This window comes from Haloarcula vallismortis ATCC 29715, assembly GCF_000337775.1.
Classification (GTDB): domain Archaea; phylum Halobacteriota; class Halobacteria; order Halobacteriales; family Haloarculaceae; genus Haloarcula; species Haloarcula vallismortis.
In genome coordinates, this window is the sequence record NZ_AOLQ01000030.1 from 1 (window position 1) to 22,520 (window position 22,520).

The window sequence follows — 22,520 nt, forward strand, 5'->3', positions numbered from 1 at the left end:
CTCGGCTGAGCCCAGCCTACGAGCGGGAGATTCAGGGCTTCTGGGACTGTTGTTGAGTATTGTAGAATAGTATTCTATTTTAGAATAGCACACTATTCATCTGATTCTGAAGAAGCAGATTCGCGGGCTTGTCCGAACCGTTCGGCCACTTCGTCGACGAGGTCTTCCTCCACGACAGTTCGGAGGAGCGCGTCCGTCATCTCCCGAACGACGATATTCTGGTAGCCCTGCTGATTGAGCTCGCGCTCCAATTCGTACTTCAGCCAAGAATCGAAGTCCTCGATCGTAGCCTCACGGGCATAGAAGGGGCGCTGTTTGGCAGCCTCGTAGCTGAACGCAGTATCGGTTATCGGGTCACGCGGCTCGACTGAGTCCTGAGTCGAGGTCTCCTTCGTCGTCTCCGGTTCGGACACCTCATCCGTATCCTGTGGTTCGTCGTCCGGTTCATCTTCAAGCGTCTCTCCGAGGTCGGCAAACGGATCATCATCAGCCATGGCGGACCACCTCCCCGGCCTCGACGATGTGCGCCAGCTCGTCGAAACACGTTAACTGGTCACAGTCGGGATCATAGTCGAGTAACGGCTTGCGCTCCCCGTAGGCCTTCGTGATGCTGGTACGGTCCCGAATGCCCGGTGAGGGTTTGAGGTCGCCGGCGTCAACGGCCTCCCAGTCTGTGATCCGCGCGAAATTCGGAATACGGTCCTGAAGGCTATCGTGGGAATTCAATCGTTCGAGGAGCTGTCGATCCTGAGTCTGCTGGTCGATACGACCGCTCAGCATATTCGGGACCAACGCCAGCACGTCCACGTCCATATGCTGACGAAGTGGGGAAATTTGACGCTCAATAGTTCGCTCAAGGCCAGCCATCGCCTCGTTTCCAGGTGCAAGGGGAAGAACCAAATTTGCCGTCGCAACTAGTGCGTTGTCCGTGAGTCGGGATCGGTACGCCGGCGAATCCGTGACGATGTAATCGTAGGTGTCCTCGAGAAGTGGGTCGACGACCTCCCGCTTGAGCAGCGCAGAGGGCTGGAAGACGTCGCCAACCACGATCTCCCGCTCAACCTGCTCGAGATCCTCGCTGGAGGGGAGAATGTCGAACTCGTAGCCGGTATCATAGACGACAGAGGTTGGGTCAGCATCGTCGAAGAAGACATCACCAATGGTTTCCTCGGTGTTGTGGTATTCATCGTCATAGCCTAATCCGACGGATGCGTGACCGTTCGGATCAAGATCAATAAGAAGAACATCGTGATCTTGAGCGGCCAGCTGTCGAGCGAGGTTGACTGCGATCGTTGATTTACCAACGCCCCCCTTCAGCATACACACCGACACAGCGCGAGAGTTCCCGTCAGTCTGTACCGAGCTATATGGGCTATTTGGGCTATTTGTGCTATCTATACTATTCTTGCTATCTGAGCCACTCATACTATTCAACAGTATCATCCCTCACGACTTAACTCTGTGGTGAATAGTTTGAATAGTATTCTATCCTTCCCGATAAGGCTATTTTAGAATAGTAATCTATTCCTAAATAGAGTGGATAGAAGAAGAGAACGTAGGATCAGGAAGAGTTCTAACATCGACCGAAGCTCAGACTCGATAGCGCTCAGTTGACTGGACGACCACTCAAACAGGCCCACAACAAACGAGGAACACGACTATCAGGAGAAGTGATCCGTCGCTACGGAAGTCACCATTTCAAATTTATCGGAGAAATGCCCCGTGGCTGGAGAGACTCACCCAGACCTCTAGTAAGACTTTTTACTGTTCCCGGAATAGTGGTAACTACCAAATGTACGAGGTGCTCGATGACACGGCGGCGCAGGTCATCCTCGCTATCGAGAGTGGTGACTCTATCCGCCGTGTCGCACAACACCTTCACACGCCGTACGAGACGGTGAGACAGGCTGTGAACCGTCTCGAAGACGCAGGCTACATCAGTTATGATGATGGCCTCTCCGTCGTCGACGAGCGCGTGAGAGACGCCGCACGCGATCTCGTGACTGCCAGCGCCGGCGTCAGTCCGCCTTCGATTGAGGAGGCATACGTCATCCCACAGTTCGGTGACCGACCGTACGCGTTTACGCGGATTGACGCCGTCTACGTATGGACCCAGGGTGGCTATCAAGTCGGTCGTGACCCCGATGACTATCCGCTTTTCCTAGCCGTCCGCGAGCAAGACGTCGACGCCTGGGAGACGTTTTTCGAGGCGTTCGACCTCCCCACCGCATTCGAACGACAGCCCCGAGACGGACTGGATGGATCGCTACAGATCGTCCTTGAGCCACGCCCGTCACTCGACGTCAATCACGTCGAAGGGTACCCGGTGATCCCGAGAGCTGAGACGATCGAGTACATGCGCGAGAACTACGCCCAGTTCCAGTCGGGGCTGGCGATGCTCGACCGGATGTACGAAGACCTCGACCTCGGCGTCGCATATCGTGAGACGGAACGGGCACAGACATGAGCTTCAACAACCGGAGTGACGCACTCATCGAACTGCTCGAGGAACTCACGCAATCGGGGCACGAGTTCGTCCTTGTCGGCGGCTACGCTGTCTCCGCGTTCAACGCACGCTTCTCCACGGACCTCGACATCGTCGTCGCACCTGACTCCAAGGCTGAATTCGTCGAATTCCTGCAACAACAGGGCTTCGAGGAAACAGACAGCCACGCCAAGGAATGGTTCTACGACACCGAAGTGATCGAGTACGAAAAGCGGCTCACGCCGCAACAGCCGATCGGCTTCGATCTTCTGGTGAACGGACTCGGGTGTCGCCAAACAGAGGCACAGTGGTCGTTCGACTACCTATACGACCACAGCCACCAGCAGGAGGTGAGTGGGGGGACGGTGACGACGACTGCCAGAGTTATCGATGGGGCAGTCCTCGTCGCGGCAAAACTCCACAGCGGCCGTGAAACAGACCTTCGGGACGTCCTGGCAGTGGCAGAAGAGATCGACCTTGACGCTGTCACGCCCCACCTACGGCGAGGGGACGACGATGCGTTACGGAAGCAGCTTGAGCGTGGACTGGAAATCTTGGAGAGCGACGAACTCAAGCACGGATTTCGGAGCGACTTCGGGGCCTCAGCTGTTTCAGAACAAACGGTCGACGCCCTTCAGGAGTATCTGAGAGAACAGGTGAATAGATTGGATTGAGCGTTAGTAGTGGCTATAGACTATTCTGCGAACACTTGATTGTCGAATAGTCGGATGATCACTCCACTAAGTCCATCATCGGGCGAAGTTCCGATTGAATATCCGCTATCTGATCCAGGCCCCAATTAAACCGCTCTTCTACGCCAGCGTCAGTAAACCGAAGTGACGCTCGTACGTCCCGACTCTGGTCGTGTTGTAGAAGTGCGAGGGCATACGCAAGCATCTGGGGTCGATAGTGCTCTGCGAGTTCAGTCGATGTCGTCGATGAAAGGTCGTTTGTCTTGTAGTCAATAATGTGGTAGGCCTCTGGCGTAACGAGCAGCCGGTCGATATCACCGACAATCCGAGACCCATCAATTCGGGCGACAACAGAGTATTCATCGTAGACCGCTTGGAGCTGGGCATTCGCCTCGACCTGATTCACAAATTCCACCGCATCAGCGGCGTGCTCAACAGCATCGTGGAGGTCTGATTCCGTCGGTTCCTCACCATTCATCCGACTCAGACGTCGAATCAGGGCTGTCCACTCGTCTCTCGAGGGACGGAGTTCGTTGATCCGGTGGACCACCGTTCCAAACGTCGTTGGACTCAACCCGACCGACTCTTCACGCTGAGAGTAACTGTGCCCGTCCGAAGATGCATCCGCCACCGCATTAACGAGCGTCGTGGCTGCGATCCGTTTTGCCGGTGCCAACGATGGCGGTTCAGGAATCGAGATCTCCGGTGCCGAATCCACAGCATCGTCGTCAGTATTCCAGGCGACCGGACGCGGCGGACTCTGAATCGTATAGCTGGCTTCTCCGATCTCTCCAAGGGCTCGCTCCTCCCGAATTGCTCGGGTGAGGAGAGTGCCATCGAGGAGTGCCGGCTGAAGCCAGTCTCGCCACCGATCGGCCTCGTCAAAGGCCGCTGGCTCGTCAAGCTGGATAGTGCCGGATTCGTCGACGTCGATCTTGTGGGTTCCGCAGAGCAGTAGATGATCTCGAGTCCGCGTACATGCAACGTAGAGAAGTCGCTTCGACTCCGCTCGCTCCTGGGGCAACGACTGTCGGTTGGCGTACTCGTGGACTGCCGTCTTCTCAATCGAGAACGCATCATTCAGATTCGGCCCACCAACCGCCGGCAGCGGTGGCGCGTCATCAGTCCCGTCTACGAGCCGAACGTATCCATGGTCGTCGACCGACCGCCCAAAGTTGAGATCGCTTCCGAGATCAGGAACGGTGACGATCGGGAACTCGAGTCCTTTCGCGGAGTGGATCGTCATGATCCGAACGCCCTCAGCGTCACCAGGAATATCGGCCTCCCCCTCGCGGGGGTCGATTTCGGCTTGGCGGTCGATCCGGTGGAGCAACCCGGCAGCGGTGTGAACGCCGTTCTCACTCCAGGTGCGGACCTGATCACGGAACTTCTCGACGTTCGCGACGGCCTGTCGACCGCGTTCGTCAGCACTCACACTCGCCAGATACCCGGTGTCGTCGATCACACGGGACAGCAGGCGGTTCCACGGGAGGACGCCATCCTCGGACGGCGTCGCACAACCGCTGAGGGTCCGCCACGTTGTGAGAAGGTCGAATGCGTCCGCGAGTTGAGGATCGTCCGTCTCGGCGAGGGCATCCCATACTGAATCAGCCTCTGCGACAGCCGGTGCAAGGCGATCATCCGCGAATCCGAACAGCGGCGACCGAAGCACCCCGTAGAGGGAGACATCGTCCTGTGGATCACCGAGTACCCGAAGCAGGTTCGTGAGCGCCTGGACCTCAGGCGTATCGTAGAACCCGACGCCACCGACGACAGTGTAGGGGATGTCGTACTCCTCGAGAGCACGCTGATACCGATCTAGATGGGTTCGGCGCCGGAGGAGGATTGCCGTGTCGTCCGGCGTAGCATCGCGATGGACACCTGTATCGGGGTCTTGGACTTGCGGCGGATCGTCGAACAGGTGGGTCAGTCGAGCAGCGAGCGCTTGGGCCTCGGCCTCGATTGTGTGATCAAGCGCACCTTCGGCAACCGGATGGTCGTCCCCAAAGAGCTCCGCTGCCGTATCGGCGTCGTCGGGCACAGCGAGATACTCGACGCTCCCGGTCAGTCCCTCGATGTCCTCTACCTGGTCGCGCTCAGTGGTCAGGTCCTGTGGTGGCGCTTCAAAGGGGAGGTGGTCGTCACCTTCCGGCTTGAACAGGTGGTCGAAGAGTTCGTTAAGGAACGATAACGGCTCGTCCAGCGTCCGGAAGTTTCCGGAGAGTTCGAGCGTGGTCGGACTCTCGGCATCGCTGCCGGGAACGTGGTCAACCCCACGGGCCTCGTTGACGGCCTGAAGTTCTGCTCTCGCCGCCCCGAACGTCGTCACGTCGGCGCCACGGAATCCGTAGATGCTCTGTTTCTCGTCGCCGACCAGGAAGACGTTCGACGCCGTCTGCTCGTCGACGCCCGTGAGGAGCTTGACTAACTCCCACTGGCGCGGGTCCGTGTCCTGGAACTCGTCGACCATCACGGCCGCATACTGCTCTCGAAGCCGCTCCGTGACCGCGTCGTTGGCTCGCAGGAATTCGAGGGTCGTCTCGATCACGTCGGGAAAGTCGAGCGTATCGCGGCGATCCTTCTCGGCTGTGTAGGCTGCGAGGACGTCGTCGAAGACCCGAAGCAGAGCGAGCGCGTAGTGAGCACTATTCGCTTCCAGTTCCCCGGGCGTCGTCTCAACGGCGTCTTCGTGCGGTTCGACGGCCGCGATGGTCGCGTCGATGGCGTCCTTCAGGTCGTCATAGACATCTCCGTACTCACCCCAGTCGTCCCGGTCACCGACAACGTATCCCGAACTGCTGTACAGGCCGCCGTTCTTCTTCTCACAGGCCTCGTACAGCTCGAGGATTGCGCGCTGACAGTCGCGGGGATCGCTTTCCTGGGGGTCGTCAGGGAGTGTCGTCGCGACCTCGGAGAAGGCCCGGTAGGACCGAAGGCCGTCCTCGTCGGCGATAGCGGCCTCGCGGTCGACACGGCCCGCAACCGTGCGTAGCTGGTCAAGGAGTCCGTCCGCATACAGCGTCTGTCGAGCGTCGGCAGCGTCGAGATCACAAACGACCTCCCAGCAGATATCGACGTAGTCGTCGACCTCCGCATAACGCCACGCCTCAAGGACAGACTCGCTCTGAGGGCGCTCATCGAGTAATCCAGTGAGTACATCGACCAACTGGTCACGGCCCCAGAGCTGAGCAAGGAGCTTCACGTCGTCATCGTCCTGGTTGCGTTCGAGGAACTCCGTCACGGCTTCGCGTTGGAGTGTCGCAGCGCCGTCTTCGTCGAGCACGTCGAAGCCGAGCGGGACCGGAGCCTCGACAGCCCGTTCTCGCAAGAGCCGGGTACAGAACGCGTGAATAGTGTGGACGTAGCCGTCCTCCAGATCGTCGAGGACGTTTCGCCAGCGCTGATACGCCGCCGGCGAGTCAGCGGCCTCGAGTCGGTCGTAGACCTCTTCGCGAACGCGCTCGGTCAGTTCGGCAGCAGCCTTTCGCGTGAAGGTAATCGTGACGATATTCTCCGGCGTGAGCGATGGATTCTCGGCCAGTATCGTCACGTACCGCTCGGTGAGCGTCGTCGTCTTCCCTGTCCCGGCGCCGGCAGTGATCGCGACGTTCCGGCCCTGGATGAGCGCGTCCTCCTGTTCCTCAGTGAGCTGAATCTCCTCGGATTCCTCAGTCATCGCTCATCACCGCCTCAATGTCCTCGTCGTCGCGAACACGGAGCGGAACGTACGCAGCATCATCCTCGTGGACCTCGTCGACGAACTCCCGCTTGCGGTGATGGCGGACATCGCACGCCCGCCGGTAGTCACAGTACCGGCAGTTCGCACCGCGGGCGGACAGGAGCGTCGTATGGAACCGTCCGTTGCCGATTGCCTCGTCGATCTGGCCCAACCACTCCGGAACGATATCGTTCAGGAAGCGGCGAAGTTCGACCTCTGAATCGAACTTCGACTCGACCCCGCGTGGAACCTTGAGGTCGTTGGGGGGTCGCACCTGATAGTACGTCGCTGAAAGCGTTCCCTGCTCGAACAGATCCCCGTCGACGACGTTGGCCGCAGCGAGCAGATAGATGGGGAGCTGGAACTTCGTGCCGCCGGTCGTCTTCGTCATATACGGTGCTCGACCAGTCTTGTAGTCGTAGAGCGTGAGCGTCGGTTGTTCGCCATCCCGACTCACGTCAACGCGGTCGATGTATCCCCGAATCGAGACAGTCGAGCCGTCCGGTCGCTCAACTGTGAACGGCCCAGCATCCGAGTCGGGAAGCCCCTCGCCGAACGGGGCTTCGAACAGGTGTGGGCGGCCGGCGCCGTCCCGCGAGAGCTCGTTGTCGAGGAAGGTAGCGAACAGCCCCTGTTCCGGCGCGTCGTGAGGTTTGCTCCCGGCCTCGTACGGAGCGCTCTCGCCCTCACCCAGGCCCGCGAACATCTCCGCCTTCCACTGCTCATAGAACAGGCCGTCGTACTCGAAGTCAGCGTCTCGAAGTTCATCGACGGCAATCTCGCGGAGATGGGCGGCCAATTCGTCCCGGTCAAACGCGGTGAGGTCAACACCGTCTTCGGCCTCGTCCTGTAGATCGGCGAAGAACCGTTCGAGGACATCGTGGACGTACGATCCGGTTTCGAGCGGCGTAGGGACGACCTCGACGTCATCCGGATCCTCGATTCTGAGTACTTCGTCAGCGTAGAACTTGAACCCACACTCGACGTATCGCTCGATGCGACTCGCGCTGTAGGGTTCCCGCTCCGACGGAGGGTATACCTCATCGACTGTCTCGGGATCCAACACGCCGTCGTGGTCGGAGAGGCCAGCCGTTCCCCTGTTGGCCGCACAGTGGAGTCCCCGGTCCGTGCGCTTGGTCTGCTCGGGGGAGAGATCACCTCGGTCGCCGGCGCGGCTGACTGCCGCACGCCGGTCGGCCGTTGCAGCGACGTGCCGCTGGAGGTCTTCGCGAGAGCCCACGCGATCGTCGACGCCGTCTTCGGGGTCGATGCCAGTCACGCGCTGGAGTTCGTCGAGGACCGGCGACCGGACGACGGCGGATTCGTCGTCGCCCGTCTCTGGGGTGGTGATCGTGAGTTCGTCAACGTTCGCGAGCAGCGTCGCGAAGAGATAGCGCCCCCGGAGGCGCTCGTCGCCAGTGTCGAACCGCGGATGGGCGTCGGTCATCTCCTCGAAGAAGGCCGGGCGTTCCGGCGTCACCGGGAAGTGCTCGCTCGTCAGTCCCACGAGGAACACCTTCTCGAACGAGCGCATCCGGGCGTCGAGCAACCCCATCACTTCGACGTGACCGCCAGCAGCGCGCTGCGGAACCCGGATCGGAACACCATCGAACGCACGGGTGAACAGTGCCAACGGGGAGAGATCGCTATTGACCGCCGCCAGCGACTCGAACGAGGAGAGGACCTCGTCTACGAGGTCGTAGGCTCGCTGTTCGACGGCTTGCTCGGCACCGCTAGCGTAGTCTTCCGTCGCCGTTTCCAGATCGAACTTGGCGTCCAACAGCCGGCGGAGCGTCTCGATTGCGTCTTCAACGTTCCCCGTTCGGAGCGTCTCGAGTGTAGCTAGCAGATCCTGGATCAGCACCTCTGCCTCATCGTCGACATCGTTGAGGAGCGGTGACACCGAAACCGTGTCGCGCCGGCGGGCAGCTGCCGTAATGGCGTTGGCCTGGTCGCTATCGACGATATCGACCAGCGGATTCGCCAGTAGCGACGTGAGGTCCTCTGCGCGTGGATCCGGTTCGGCGAGGTTCAGGAGGTCGTGGACGACGCTCCCGGCGAACGTCCGGTTCAGCTGTGAGGCGGCGGTCGTGACGTGCGGGATGTCGAACGTATCGAACGTGTCCTCGACGTACCCCGAATGGGCCTCGGTCCCGGGGACGACGACAGCCAGGTCGTCGGGATCGCGACCATTGGCCAACTCAGTCCGGAGCTCGCGAGCGACGAAGCGAATCTCGCGCTCGGGCGTCGGGAGTTCACGCCACCGGAGCGCGTCTGGAGCAGGGACGGTGTGGGGATCCGGGCGGTAGAGCGACTCGGTGATCGTTCCGAAAGCCCGCCCTGACTCGTCGACGGGCTCGAGTTCCACTGTTTCAAAGTCAAGTGCGTCGTAGACCTCCAAGGCGTCCTCCGCAACGGCGTCGACTCCGCTCCGGCCATCCTGATGGAGCGGCAGTAGTGCGATCAACGGAAGTTCGTCGGCGAGGCGTTCGATGAGGCGGCGTTCGACGGGGCGGAACTCGTGATACCCGGAGAGGACGACGACATCCAGTTCCGTGGAGAGCGCCGATAGTGACTGCTCCGCCGTCGCCACGGCGTCGAACATTTCTCCCCGGGTACAGACCCACTCGTCGACGTAGTCAGCGTGGAGATTCCGGTAGTGTCGGTACGCGTCGACAGTGGCTGTCGCGATACGGTCATCGAGAGCGGAGCCCTCGAACTCCGCTACGAGCGCGTCAGCGGTACCGACGCCGGCGTCGTCGAAGAGTGAGAAGCGACTACTGAACGAATCAGCGAGGGCGGCAGAGGCCGGTTCGCCGGCGAGTGCGCCATCTGTTTCGGCTGTCGTTCTGTCAAGCGCGTACTCCGCCAGTCGGCGATTCAACTGCCCGGAGAGGGGTTGAACCGGGCCCTGGAGGTCCTCGTACCAGTCACGAACGACCGCATCGAGCGTCTCGGCACGAAGACGGAGAGGTTCGTGCGAAGCGGCCCAGCGGTCCTCGACCATACTCCGGCGAGCGTCGTTCCGCGTTATGTAGAGGATTGAACCAAGAAGGTCATCAGCCACCTTGTCCGCCCGTTCAAAGGCAGCTTGTTCCAAACGTGAATGTCTGGAACCAGTTAGAAGCGTATTATTCATCGAATACTACTCAACAAGAGGTCCGCCTCACTTCACTTTTGGCGAGAAAACCGAATTAGCGAGAAATACTCAGCAACACCAAATATGTCAACAGCCCGCTGAAATACATGCTGTTCCAATCGGGCATGGACGAATTTAGAACAGCTGTTCGCGAATCTCTGTGCAGTTCTCAAGTGTCCGGTTGTCAATCTGTTCGTTGACATCCTCGATGGACGCATCCTGAGGTACAATTAAATCAAGGTACTCCAAGATGAGATCCGCATAGAGTTCGCGAGCACGGATGAGGAACGTGCTAGCAAGGAATTCCTCGTCCTCGACTGTAATCCACTCACCATCGCTCGGTTCGTCTGGGAGTGTTGTATCCTCGTGTACGACCTTGTTACGGTAGTCATACAGTGTTCTGAAGAACTCTCCTATCCGCTTTGACGACCAATTGCGAGCGTTCTGCTCACCCAGAAGCACTGCCGTCCGAACACCGAGGCGATATCTATTCCCACCAGGGGAGCCACCTTTCAGCACGGTCGTTTCGCAGCCAACGACACAATCGACTAATTGATCCTCGAGGGACTCCCGGCTGAACATTCGCTCGAACCGGGCCAGCGGGTTCTGAAACTTGTCATGCCCAGGGGCGATTCGATGTCGATGATCCCTCCACAGCCGAGGAATCTCCAGGGCACGATCTTCAGCGATATGCGTTCCTGTCGTCGAACTTGGACACTCGAATTCGAGCTCGAAAGTGACCGGTGTCGAAATCCCGTGGTACGTTTCCCAGCCCGGAACCACGTTGTAGCCCTTCTCGTATCCAACAATTCCTAACGGGCAGAGAAGCCGCAGACACCGACGAACGCTCGCCGCGAGATACTCGATCACCTCGGTCAGCTGCTGCCAGGGATAGACGTCGGCCGGTGTGACGTCGAAGTCGGGACGTTCCCAGGGGCTGATTTCGGTGTCATCGATTTCGCGAGCTATCTCTCGATAGGGCCGCCGGCGTCGGAGACCGATTTCTAGTGCTGCGTTCGGGCCGCCTGCATCGAGCGTCTCGACTGGCTCGAGGACGCTCGTCCCCGGGGCCTCGTGCGTCGCGATTCCAGCTTCCTCTAAGCGGTCTAAGGGACGAATCCGGAGGGTGTCAACGGCGTATGGTCCCAGATAGTCCGGGCTACCTTGGATCTCCGTTTCGAGGTCGATCTTGATGTCTGGCTCGATGGAGGTGTTCTTCAGAACGAGCAGGAATCGGGAGTATTCTCGATCGGTGAACCGGGGCTCGAACTGCTCCTCGAAGGCAGCTGTGAAGGCATCCTCGTCGAACTGAAACTCGCCGGCGTAGTTCAACACGACCCCGACGAACTCGAACAGTCCCCGTTCGATAGACTCGACACGGTTGGCTTCGGATAACTGATCGTCGTCGGGAGGATCCGAGAGCTGATCGTAGATGACTTGGGCCGCCTCTGCAAATTCACCAGCATAGAGGGTATCGAAGAGATCCCTGTCGTCGAAGAGATCACCGGGAGCTGGAGCCGAGACTTCCTCGGTGTTCTGCATAAACCCGCCAGTACTCAGCTGATTGAACGTCCGTGTTGGTGGATCGACATCCACGTCGGAGTGCTGCTCGATGACGGCTTGGACTCCATCTTTGATTAGTGGGCGCACATCAGCGCCCCACTCAGGTGGCATTCTATCAGGGACCACTCTATCCTTCCACTTAGTTCACCGTTAGACCGGCTGATTCTCGTCCGCCGCGTCCGTCGTGTCATCATCCACTGACCGCTTGGGTGACTCGTCCGATACCTCCGAAATTTCTCGATAGAGGTGTAGGAATACGTAGCTGAGACCACACACCCACGCTGCGAACACAGCAATCAAGCGCACTCTCGCTGATCCGAACTCAGTTGCTAGTCCCAGTACACGAAGGAGGTACGCGAGTGAAGGCACAACGACCGCCAAGAGAATCGCGATCACACTCGCTTTGAGAGTTCCTGTTACATTCGCTGGGTCAAGAGCTTCATAACGGCTCACGAGTCGCTGTCGTTCGTCGGTGAGTGCTTCCCGTCGACTCCGCAGCTGGAGCCAGCGGCGATGGTTTCGATTATGCCGTCTGGCGCTCTGGATGTCGGCTTGAACGTTCGCCGTCTGTGACTCTTCTGACTCGCGATAGAACTCCCGTTCCGGTGAGAACCGGGGTTTTTCGACATACCGAGGCTCGTCAATATTGTGCGTCTTGTCCTCGATATCGGTCTGTTCTCTATCGAGACCGCGAAGCTTGGCGTCGATCTCCTCAAGCCGGCGGTTGATCCAGTGGCGTTCGGCCTTGAGATTCGAGAGGTTACTGACTAAGAGGGCGGTCAGAATCCCGATAAAGACGCTTGCCGAAGTAGCGAGTGCGGCGTAGAAACCTGCGGGCATACGTTCGTAGGTGGGGTGTTGGTCCTCCGTCGGTACAGGAATTCATTTCGTCGGCATTTAAAAGACCTGCATACATGCCGAAGGCGGGTCAAAAACAGTCTCATAGATCTTCTCGGACGCAAAATTACAAGTCCAACTCTATCAGCGAAGCTACGCTTGGGAACCGCAGCAGGTCGAGGATCTCTTGAACGACATCGACTACGTCTATCGCCGGCGCTACGGCTCTCCGAACGCTCGTATCGTGACTACTGCGCCATCTGATTTTGACAGCAACGACACGAACGGGAATTCAGACGTCTACCACTCCTCCGGGCCGTTGGTCCTCAACGCAAGAGGAAAGCAGGACATGATGGGGTCGGAGTGGACCGTTTACGACATAATTGACGGGCAACAGCGAGACTTCTCTTGGTAACTCTCGAATCAGGGCTTGTGCGTAGTTTCACCCTGGTCACTCCGCGCTGCTTCCGGAGAGTACAGGGGGACTCTTCACCCCAATCGTTTCCTGAGAGTCCGAACTAAATCTGCTCGCTCCAGGGAATCGACGTAAGCCTGACCAACCACCATTTCCTGAGACCTGTCAGATCCACCCCGCCCTCCCCGAGAGTGACCCACTCCTGCAACCCGTCACCGCTCACTCAGCGTCCTGAATCACGCAGTCAAGCTGTATCAGCGTCCGCTCCGGAACCCATTGGCGGAACTCAACGGAGCTCTCGTCGAAGTCGATGCGGACAGTCGGATTCGGAGGAATCGTATCGGCCGTCCGGAGGCTGAGTCGCACCTGCGCAGTACGCCGTTCCGTGTCACTTCTGGAGAGCAGGTCGTCAACTACCTCGTCTCCACGTACGTCCGCGCGTCCCGAATCACCCCGTTCCTCGCCGGTGACGTCGATACGCTCTGTTCCGGCCTCGACGGACGTCACTGAGAGAGACAGCTGTTCGTACGCAGCGACGGCGGCGTCCTCGAACCGCCCCCGAAACCCGTCGTCGCGGAACGAGACGGAAGTCCACTCGGACAGGTCAGGGTGATCTCGGAGAGCCTGGACGGTTCCCGCAGCGAGATCACTATCGTCTGCCCGGACCGCGAGAAGGTTCGTTCCTGGGTTGAAGGTGGCGACAGTCGTGACGCGCGCGTCCTCCGACACGGAAAGCTGTGCCTGCGTTCCGTCCTCCGGGACGCTACACACGACGTACACGCGGTCGTGCAGCTCCTCAACCGCGCGAACTTGCCCGCCGAATCCTCCGGAGTCGGTGAGGTCGGCGAGTTCGGACGGAGACATGTTTGTCAGCCCGGATAGTCGGAAGTAGTGGACCGTTTGTGGAGCCGCGTAGCGCGCCTGGGCAGCCGCTTGGCGGAGTTCGACCTGTGAGAGTTCATCGAGGAACTGCTCGGGATCGTCATCGTCGCCGAGTTCGCTTTCGATGTCGGCCGCGGCAAGCGCTCGGTGGAGCGCAGCATGAGAGGGGAGCTCCAACAAAAGATTCACTGGAGACACATCGTCCGCAGTTGGGTTTACAGGGAAGGTCATATCTCGAAAGTATCTCCTCCGGTTCGTTATTCTTCTGCTTGGTCGCTCTCGACGCCGCGCTGTTCCGCATTTTTATATGGCTCGTCCGGATAGAGTGGTACAACTAATGTCTCAACAGGAACAGAGCGAACGGGAAGAAGCGCGTCCCGATCTCCCTATTGAAGACGGGTTCCCCATTGAGCGTGTCAATGAAATCGCCGAAAAAGAAGGGCGAGCGAAGCAATGGTATCGCCCGATCTATACTATGCATAAATGGTGGGCACGCCGGCCTGGCTGTCTCTTTCGTGCCATCTCCCTATACTCACTTCTCGACGAAAACACGACCGCAGATGACGTTGAGGTATACGAGCCGGGAGAGAATCAGCAACTCGGGAACAATGGATTGGACAAGGACGACCTTATCAAGGCGATTGGCAACGTCGATATGGACGATCCAGAACCTCTCTGGGGCTTTTATCCGAAAGATGTCAGGATAAAGGATAAGAAGATTCTGGATCCGTTTATGGGTGGTGGAACGTCATTGGGCGAGGCATCCCGTTTCGGCGTAGATTCGGTCGGTATTGACCTCAACCCAGTTGCATGGTTCATTACTAAGAAGGAACTTGAATCGGGTGAAACTGATGTCGAAGAACTTGAATCAGCGTTCGAACAGGTCAAAGGGGACGTAGCCGACGAAATTCTCGAGTACTACAGGACGGACTGTCCTCACGGTGATCACGATGCTGATGTGATGTATTCGTTTTGGGTGAAAGAAATTGATTGTCGTTCCTGCGGGCACACCATTCCCTTACATCAAGATCTCCGTATCGGGAAGGGACGGTATGAGAATGACGATAAATATAACGTACTCTGCCCTGACTGCGATTCAGTTATTTTAGTCGATGATTGGCGTGAAGAATGTGGGTGTCAAGAATGCGGGTACGAGTTTGTGCCTGAGCAGGGGAACGTCGATTACGGGGATTATATCTGTACAGAATGCGGTCAAAAGTATTCTATCACTGAACAGATTGAAGAGGGGGAAGAGTTCGATCTACGACTTTACGCTTTGGAATATTATTGTAGGCATTGTGACCAGCAGGGTGCATCGAAGTCAACTACGAAAGGTTATAAATCAGCTTCAGAGCGAGATAGAGAGCGCTATCGGGAGGCTGAACAAGAATGGAAGAACTCTGAATCTCTTCGTGAGTTCGTTCCGAACAAGTCAATTCGCCCCGGGTGGAAGACCGATGCAACCCAATTTGATGGGACTATGCCCGGAAACGGGAATCTACCTCGGCATGGGATCGAAAAATGGACAGATATGTTTAATGACAGGCAGCTTCTGGCTCTTGCTAAACTTCTTAAGTCCATCAACGATATTGACGATCAAAATACGAAGGAATACCTTCTGCTGACCTTATCTGGGACACTTCGCACAAATTCAATGATGGTTGGCTACGATTACTCATACAACAAGATTGTGAATATTTTCAAATCCAACTCGTTTGATCCGCCTCGAGAGATGTGCGAGGGAAATGTATGGGGAACAGAATATGGACGAGGCACTTTCGAGTCTATTTGGGAAATGGTGAAGCGGGGGGTGAAATATGCGAATTCACCTACAGAACGCTACGTGAAAGACGGTGAAACACACGAAACAGAAGAATTCAGCCAACCATTCGGAAAGAACACCACTATCCACCAAGGGGATATGCGCCTCATTGAGGCTGAAGATGAATATGACGCGGTGATAACTGATCCGCCGTACTATAATAATATACTCTACTCTGAACTCTCTGATTTTTTCTATGTTTGGCTAAAGCCAATGCTTGAAGGAGAGTACGATTGCTTCGAGCCTGAACACACCCCACGTGCTGAGAGTATCGTTGTGAATCCGGCTTCAAACAAGGGTAGTGAAGAGTTTGAGTCAGAGCTAAAACAGGCATTCTCCCGTATTAACACGGCGTTGAAAGAGAATGGAACGGTGACCTTCACGTATCACCATAGTAACTCTGAATCTTGGGGAGAACTGCTTGAGTCCCTCTGCGAAACGGGATTCGAGGTCACCGCTACGTACCCCATCAATTCTGACCTGAACAAATTTATGAAAGGGGAAGCAGTCGCCTTTGATATCGTTATTGTTGCTCGTCCAACAGAAAGTCGCCAGCCGATCTCATGGGATTCGCTCCGGCGCCGAATCGTCCGAACCGCACGAGAAACCCGTGAAACACTGGAAGAGAATCGAGAACTCGCAAGTGGGGATATCGGTGTCATCGAGATGGGGAAGTGTTTCCAAGAGTATTCTCAGCATCACGGTGAGGTTCACCGTGCCGGCGATGTAATGTCCGCAAAGGAGGTCGTTGATGAAATCTACGGCATCATTCAGGACAACGACCGCGGCGAACAGGACATCTATCGGGACCTGCTCGAGGAGTCGAACCCGACGTACAACGACCTGAACAAGCACCTCAAGCGGTCGGACGCGTCGGAGGAGCAGATGAAGGACATGCGGCTGTTCCGTATGGAGGGCGGCGACTTCGTCCTCACCAAGTGGGACGACGAGAAGCGCCAGGCGTACGTCCAGAGCAAGGTCGAAGAGGGCAACGGCGACCTCACCACGCTGGACAAGGCACACTTCCTCCGCTACCGCTTCGAACAGGGGAAGTCCACCAGCGAGTACCTCGAAGACTGGGACATGGACGAACTCCGGGAACTCTGCGAGGGGCTGGCGGAAGCAACCGGTGACGAGACGTACCTGAAGATGATTGGCGTCGATACCTCGCTGGCGGAATTCGGCGAAGAGTAATCCCGAGCCCGGACTTCGGCACTTCCAGTTTCGGAATCCGAGTATCGGGCGTTATGGCTCCGACACGCGAGAAAGCGCTCACGGAACGGGACTTCGAACGACTTCTCGATGGCGCGCGTCGAATCGACGACGAGACTCAACGGTTCGAAGCTCACGCGGTCATCCTGCTAGGGGGGCGGCTCGGCTTTCGGCCGGGAGAACTCACACACTTCGACGAGTCTTGGGTAGATCGGCAGCGCCAGATCGTTCACGTCCCCGATCACGCTCCTTGTCGGGATGGCCGTGATGGCGAGATCTGTGGCTATTGCCGACAGGCCGTCGAGCAGCGGATACGCCACGACCAAGAGGCGTCGTTCGACGAGATCGCCGAGCAGTACTGGCAGCCGAAGACGGACGCGGCCTCCCGTCCGATCCCGTTTCACTTCTCCGCGCGGGTGGAGCTCGCCGTCGAGTCACTCGCCAACGAGTACGGCGGTTGGCCGTATTCGTTTTCGACGCTACAGCGGCGACTCGACGCCGCGCTCGAATGTGCGCGCTCGCTCGATAGAACTTCGACATCTCTACACGGGCTTCGGGCGACGGCCGCGTCGTATCATGCATCTCGCGGGCTCGAACTGGCCGCCTTCCGGTCGATGTTCGGGTGGGAGGATCTCGCAACCGCGCGCCAGTACCTCAATATCGACGGGGCGATGACACGCCGTGCGCTCAGTGATATCCACTCGTAGGGTCTACTGCTTCGCCGTACGGAGACCTCAGTAGAGTACTACCCGCTGCGCATTCTTCACTTGTGGGGACGTGACTCTCTCTTCTTGAGGGAAGTCTAGTGTCTGACTCTTTGCTTGACGGCGATCCATCATTGTAACGTGGTTGCTCAATGAGGCGCAAAAATCTACGGGAACTGGTCAGCCGGGATCTGTGCGATCTAAAGCCCGTTGCTGATTTCGCCGTTATCCGCTGAGGAATGCGCAGCGGATATTGTGCACGTCGTCCGCGAATTCGTCGAGAAACCGTGTTCCGGGCGCGGATTCAAACTCAAATCGTCCAACTCCCGGTCAGTATCGATGACCCGCGACGGACGGACTGGCGGGGACGAGGACACCTCGCTGCCCATTGAGCGCGGTTTTCCCATCGAGCGGGTGAACGAGATAGCCGAGAAAGAGACTCGGGCGAAACAGTACTACCGCCCCATTTACACGATGCACAAGTGGTGGGCACGCCGCCCGGGTTGCCTGTTCCGTGCCATCTCGCTATACTCGCTCCTCGACGAGAATACGACCGCGGATGACGTCGAGGTGTACGAGCCCGGTGAGAACCAACAGCTGGGGAGTACCGGACTGGACGAGTACGATCTCGTCGAGGCGATCGGCGATGTGGATATGGACGATCCCGAATCGCTGTGGGATTTCTATCCGAAGGACGTCCGCATCAAGGACAAGAAGATTCTGGACCCGTTCATGGGTGGCGGGACGTCGCTCGTCGAAGCGTCACGATTCGGGGTGAAGTCCCGCGGGATGGATCTAAACCCCGTCGCGTGGTTCGTGACAAAGACGCAGCTCGAAGCCGGGCAAGTCGATGTTGACGAACTACAACAGGCCTTCGAGCGATTGAAAGACGACGTAGCAGAGGAAATCCTCGAATACTACCGTACGCCCTGCCCGAACGGTGACCACGACGCCGACGTGATGTACAATTTCTGGGTCAAGGAACTCGACTGCGTCTCCTGCGGACACACAGTTTCACTCCTGAAGGACTACCGTGTTGCGTCCGGGCGGTACGAAGACGATGGGAAATACTACGTATTCTGCCCGGATTGCGGAACGGTGACCCTGAGTGAGGATTGGCACGAGGAGAGCCACTGTCACGAATGCAACTACGAGTTTGTCCCCGAAGATGGACCGGTCACCCGTGGCGGTTACTACCACTGCTCGGAGTGTGGCCAGAAAGAATCCATCACTGACGCTATTGCTGATCAGGGATCGCCGGAGAAACGGCTCTACGCCGTCGAGTACTACTGCGAACATTGCGACCAACAAGGGTTGGAGAAGAGTTCGTACAAAGGTTACAAACAACCAGACCCCGCTGATGAACGCCTCGTTGAGGAAGCGAAGCGGGAGTGGGAAACTCGAACGGACTTACACGACTACGTACCTGATGAGCAGATTCCGGAGGGCGCTATCACGGCGGCTTCAGCGATAAGTGGAAACGACGTGTTCCAGCATGGAATCGAGAAGTGGACAGACATGTTCAGCGAGCGCCAGCTTCTCAATCTGGCAAAGATGATGCAGGCCATTGATCGTATCGACGGGAAGTCCAGTGATTACCTCCTGCTGGCGCTCTCGGACTCGCTCCTATCCTACAACCTTCTGACGATGTACAATTACTCGGCCAACAAGGTCGAATCCGCGCTCGCCCGTATGAAGGCGTTCCCGCCCCAGAACGATATGATCGAGGGGAATCTCTGGGGGACCGAGTTCGGCCGGGGAACGTTCCGTAACATATGGGATATGGTTATTCGAGGCGTTGAGTACGCGAATGCACCGACGGAACGGTACGTCGAGGATGGGGAGACGAAGGAGACGCCAGAGTTTGCCCAACCAATTGGCAACGGTTCCGAAGTCTACCAAGGTGATATGCGGCTCATCGATGCCACTGACGAGTACGACGCTGTGATCACTGACCCCCCGTACTACGACAACATCATTTACTCCGAAGTAGCGGACTACTTCTACGTCTGGCAGAAGATTCTACTTGAAGACAAGTATCCGGGTTTCGACCAAGAGAAGACGCCGCGAGCGGACTCAATTGTGACTAATCCGTACCTGGGGAAGACCGCAGAGGACTTCGAACACGAGATGGGTGAGGCGCTCGCTGTAATCAACGAGGCTCTCAAGAGTGACGGGATGCTCGCATTCACGTACCATCACAGCGATGAAGAGTCGTGGGGCGAACTCCTCGAATCGCTCTGTGAGAATGACTTCGAAGTGACGGCGACGTATCCGATCAACTCTGACCTGACCAAATTCATCGGTGGCGAAGCCGTCGCGTTCGATATCGTTATCGTCGCACGTCCCACAGAGGATCGACAGCCGATTTCGTGGGATTCGCTACGCCGCCGCATCGTACGAACGGCCAGAGAAACCCGTGAAACACTCGAAGAGAATCGGGAACTCGCCGGCGGAGACATCGGCGTCATTGAGATGGGGAAGTGCTTCCAGGAGTACTCTAAGCACCACGGCGAGGTCCACCGCGCCGGGGAGTTGATGTCCGCGAAGGATGTCGTCGATGAGATTTACGGCATTATCCAGGACAACGACCGAGGTGAGCAAGATGTTTATCGAGATCTTCTCGACGTAAATGACGCAACGTACAACGACCTGAACAAGCACCTCAAGCGGTCGGATGCGTCCGAGGAGCAGATGAAGGAGATGCAGTTGTTCCGGTTGGATAATGGTGACTTCGTCCTCACCCAGTGGGACGACGAGAAGCGCCAAGCGTACGTCCAGAGCAAGGTCGAAGAGGACAACGGCGACCTCACCACGCTTGACAAGGCCCATTTCCTCCGCTATCGCTTCGAGCAGGGAAGGTCAATCAGCGAATACTTCGACCGGTGGGACGCTGACGAACTCCGAGAACTCTGTGAGGGGCTGGCAGAAGCGACCGGCGACGAGACGTACCTAAAGATGATCGGCGTCGATACCTCGCTGGCCGAGTTCCGTGACGAATAGTGCCTCGGAAGACCTCTATTGCCGCATAATTGTGTCCTGAAGGGACCCGGGCCGCGCCCCTGACATTCGTTCATACATCTCGACGGCCTGTGTCTCGGTCATGTTCGAGATCATGTCGGCTACAATGCGAGCCCGTGCAGGATCGTCGTCCTCGTTGGTGTTGCTCAGCCGTTCACGATAGGGTTCCAGTATCGCGGACGTATCGACCGAGTTCGGCGCTGCTTCGTCGTACAACAGTTCGAACAGCTCGTCGATGACCTGAATTTGTCCTCTTTGCTGTCCCCGGAGGGTCGGATTACTGATGACGTAGTAGAAGGTCAACTGTTTTAGAATCTCGATTTCCTGTCGTAGCTCGTTGTCTACGACCAGTGTCGGATTGCTATCAGCGTCGTGTTCGCCGAGTTCGACGTATTCTCTGTCGTCGGGGTCCTCCTCGGTCGCCTCAAGGTACCAACTGATCATAGACGATGAGAACTCGTTCAGGAGGTTGCGTTCTGACTGGGACCCCTCGTATGGCGTATAGAACTCTTCGACGACCGTCGCAAAATCACGGAGTTCTACGAAGAAAGAGAGGACGTCCTCGATTGACGCATCGACGTCTGTGTCGTCGTCGATGTACTGGCCGAAATCGTGGAGTTTCATGTCGTACGACTCGGCATATGATCGGAGCAAGTCGGTATGCTGCTCGATATCGTCGTCTTCACCAAAGTCGTCCGGGAGCTGATTGCGGAGTTCTCCCGCTTCTCGCAGCAATTGGTCGAAGGGGAGCAGCCCACTTCGGTAGAAATCCTCGACGTCATGAATCGCATACGTCAGGTCGTCGGCGTAGTCCATTATCTCGGCCTCGAGGATCTTGTTCCGGCCGTCAGCGGTCCCAGCTCGCGCGAAATCGAAGTACCCCTCTTCCGACGGATAGTATCCCCACTTGTCGTCTGTGTCTTCGTCCGTATTGGCGTCTGCCGCCCTCGACCAGGGATACTTCTGGATGGCGTTGAGGGTCGCCCTAGTCAGATCAATACCTTCGATACCCGAGCGATGCGACCCCAAGCGGGTCACGGCACGGAACGATTGTGCGTTCCCCTCGAACCCCTGTACCTCTGATTCGTCTTGTTCCCCACTGTCGTGGTTTTTGTTGCTCCCCTTATTTTCACCATCTCTTCCGTCGCCGTCCGTGTCTTCGCAGTTTTCCTCTTCTTCGTCTTCACTCGACTTTTCCCTCACTTTGTCATCAAGAAGCTCTTCGATCTCGTGACCGAATGGTGGGTGGCCGATGTCGTGAGCCAGACACGCTGTCTCGACAACTTCAGGGTCGAGATAATTCTCGAGGTTCCCGAACTCGTCCTCATAGAAATCCTCAAGCAGTTCGGCGAGTCTTCGCCCGACCTGTGCGACCTTCAGTGAGTGAGTCAATCGGTCGTGATACAGGTATGACTCACCCGCGCGAGCGACCTGCGTGACATCCTTGAGCCGACGGAACTCTCGACTGTACAGGATCCGATCCCGGTCTCGCTCGAATGGACGCCTCTGATCTTCCGTATCACGGTTTACACTCTTTCCCGACTCTTTTTCTGGATCGTACCCGGAACTCAAATCTTGATCGAGATCTGATGGGCGGCGATCACGAGGAAAGTCCGCTGTCATCTAAAACGATGCTACGCGGTCGCAGAAACGTCACTTGCGAGCTTATATTTGAAACCAGGAGTAGTCGAGATCATCCCCTCGTCGATCATCGTCCGGAGAACCTGCTTTGCTTCTCTCCGGTCCTCGACGGAGGTTTCGTTGAGCAGATAGTTGATGCTCACAGCCTCGCTTCGATCAGAGAGTTTCTCGATGAATTCCGATCTAAGGCTTTCCTGTGAGATCGCTGTTTCTCTGGCGCTCATCACACGCAGATTTTCTGCCCGGCTACACTTATAATCTGTTATCGGCCGGATCCTCTATCGCGCCGTTAGATCCGGGTCATCACCGCACTGGTATCGGTACTGACCGCGACAGGACGTTTAGATGTCGCACATTCATAAGGCGATGCCCCATCTTATCGGACAACG

Annotated in this window: 15 protein-coding genes; 6 read left to right on the forward strand and 9 right to left on the reverse strand. The window is 57.4% G+C overall.

Annotation, left to right across the window (positions count from 1 at the left end; translation table 11 throughout):
- Positions 1-92: 92 nt before the first annotated feature.
- On the reverse strand, positions 93-494 hold the full coding sequence (locus C437_RS07710) for a hypothetical protein (protein WP_004516369.1): 402 nt from the start codon (positions 492-494) through the stop codon (positions 93-95).
- The gene (locus C437_RS07715; protein WP_074654952.1) at positions 487-1,425 is read right to left on the reverse strand and encodes a ParA family protein; all 939 of its coding nucleotides are present in this window, start codon (positions 1,423-1,425) and stop codon (positions 487-489) included. The genes C437_RS07710 and C437_RS07715 overlap by 8 nt, the downstream gene beginning before the upstream one ends.
- Positions 1,426-1,792: 367 nt before the next feature.
- Here C437_RS07715 and C437_RS07720 point away from each other — a divergent pair, with 367 nt between their 5' ends.
- Both C437_RS07720 and C437_RS07725 read left to right on the forward strand, forming a co-directional pair.
- Positions 1,793-2,467, forward strand: coding sequence for a helix-turn-helix domain-containing protein (locus C437_RS07720; RefSeq protein ID WP_004516371.1), 675 nt, complete (start codon positions 1,793-1,795; stop codon positions 2,465-2,467).
- A complete protein-coding gene (locus C437_RS07725) occupies positions 2,464-3,159 on the forward strand; it encodes a nucleotidyltransferase domain-containing protein (RefSeq protein WP_004516372.1) in 696 nt (231 codons plus the stop codon). The genes C437_RS07720 and C437_RS07725 overlap by 4 nt, the downstream gene beginning before the upstream one ends.
- A gap of 58 nt (positions 3,160-3,217) precedes the next feature.
- Here C437_RS07725 and C437_RS07730 read toward each other — a convergent pair whose 3' ends face one another.
- The 4 genes from C437_RS07730 to C437_RS07745 all read right to left on the reverse strand — a co-directional run bounded on the left by C437_RS07730 (position 3,218) and on the right by C437_RS07745 (position 12,437).
- Positions 3,218-6,853, reverse strand: coding sequence for a UvrD-helicase domain-containing protein (locus tag C437_RS07730; protein ID WP_004516373.1), 3,636 nt, complete (start codon positions 6,851-6,853; stop codon positions 3,218-3,220).
- A complete protein-coding gene (locus tag C437_RS07735) occupies positions 6,846-9,902 on the reverse strand; it encodes a PD-(D/E)XK nuclease family protein (protein ID WP_004516374.1) in 3,057 nt (1,018 codons plus the stop codon). The genes C437_RS07730 and C437_RS07735 overlap by 8 nt, the downstream gene beginning before the upstream one ends.
- Before the next feature lie 267 nt (positions 9,903-10,169).
- Complete coding sequence (locus C437_RS07740; protein WP_004516375.1) at positions 10,170-11,708, reverse strand: HEPN domain-containing protein; 1,539 nt, start codon at positions 11,706-11,708, stop codon at positions 10,170-10,172.
- Positions 11,709-11,747: 39 nt separating this feature from the next.
- Positions 11,748-12,437 carry a hypothetical protein gene (locus C437_RS07745; RefSeq protein WP_004516376.1) on the reverse strand — a complete coding sequence of 230 codons (690 nt, stop codon included), beginning with the start codon at positions 12,435-12,437 and terminating at the stop codon, positions 11,748-11,750.
- A 106-nt stretch (positions 12,438-12,543) separates the two neighbouring features.
- Between C437_RS07745 and C437_RS21220 the strand changes: the two genes are divergently transcribed.
- Positions 12,544-12,849 carry a GmrSD restriction endonuclease domain-containing protein gene (locus tag C437_RS21220; protein ID WP_079992074.1) on the forward strand — a complete coding sequence of 102 codons (306 nt, stop codon included), beginning with the start codon at positions 12,544-12,546 and terminating at the stop codon, positions 12,847-12,849.
- 219 nt (positions 12,850-13,068) lie between these two features.
- Here C437_RS21220 and C437_RS07750 read toward each other — a convergent pair whose 3' ends face one another.
- Complete coding sequence (locus C437_RS07750) at positions 13,069-13,962, reverse strand: hypothetical protein (protein WP_049919684.1); 894 nt, start codon at positions 13,960-13,962, stop codon at positions 13,069-13,071.
- Positions 13,963-14,068: 106 nt separating this feature from the next.
- Between C437_RS07750 and C437_RS07755 the strand changes: the two genes are divergently transcribed.
- The 3 genes from C437_RS07755 to C437_RS07765 all read left to right on the forward strand — a co-directional run bounded on the left by C437_RS07755 (position 14,069) and on the right by C437_RS07765 (position 20,472).
- Positions 14,069-16,747, forward strand: coding sequence for a DUF1156 domain-containing protein (locus C437_RS07755; RefSeq protein WP_004516378.1), 2,679 nt, complete (start codon positions 14,069-14,071; stop codon positions 16,745-16,747).
- Between the two features lie 53 nt (positions 16,748-16,800).
- Positions 16,801-17,472 (forward strand): site-specific integrase, encoded by a 672-nt coding sequence (locus tag C437_RS07760; protein WP_004516379.1) that lies wholly within the window; start codon positions 16,801-16,803, stop codon positions 17,470-17,472.
- Between the two features lie 336 nt (positions 17,473-17,808).
- Entirely contained in the window at positions 17,809-20,472 is a 2,664-nt protein-coding gene (locus C437_RS07765) for a DUF1156 domain-containing protein (protein WP_004516380.1), read from the forward strand.
- A gap of 15 nt (positions 20,473-20,487) precedes the next feature.
- Here C437_RS07765 and C437_RS07770 read toward each other — a convergent pair whose 3' ends face one another.
- Positions 20,488-22,113 carry a deoxyguanosinetriphosphate triphosphohydrolase family protein gene (locus C437_RS07770; RefSeq protein ID WP_241431648.1) on the reverse strand — a complete coding sequence of 542 codons (1,626 nt, stop codon included), beginning with the start codon at positions 22,111-22,113 and terminating at the stop codon, positions 20,488-20,490.
- An 11-nt stretch (positions 22,114-22,124) separates the two neighbouring features.
- A complete protein-coding gene (locus tag C437_RS07775) occupies positions 22,125-22,355 on the reverse strand; it encodes a hypothetical protein (protein ID WP_004516382.1) in 231 nt (76 codons plus the stop codon).
- Between the last annotated feature and the right edge of the window lie 165 nt (positions 22,356-22,520).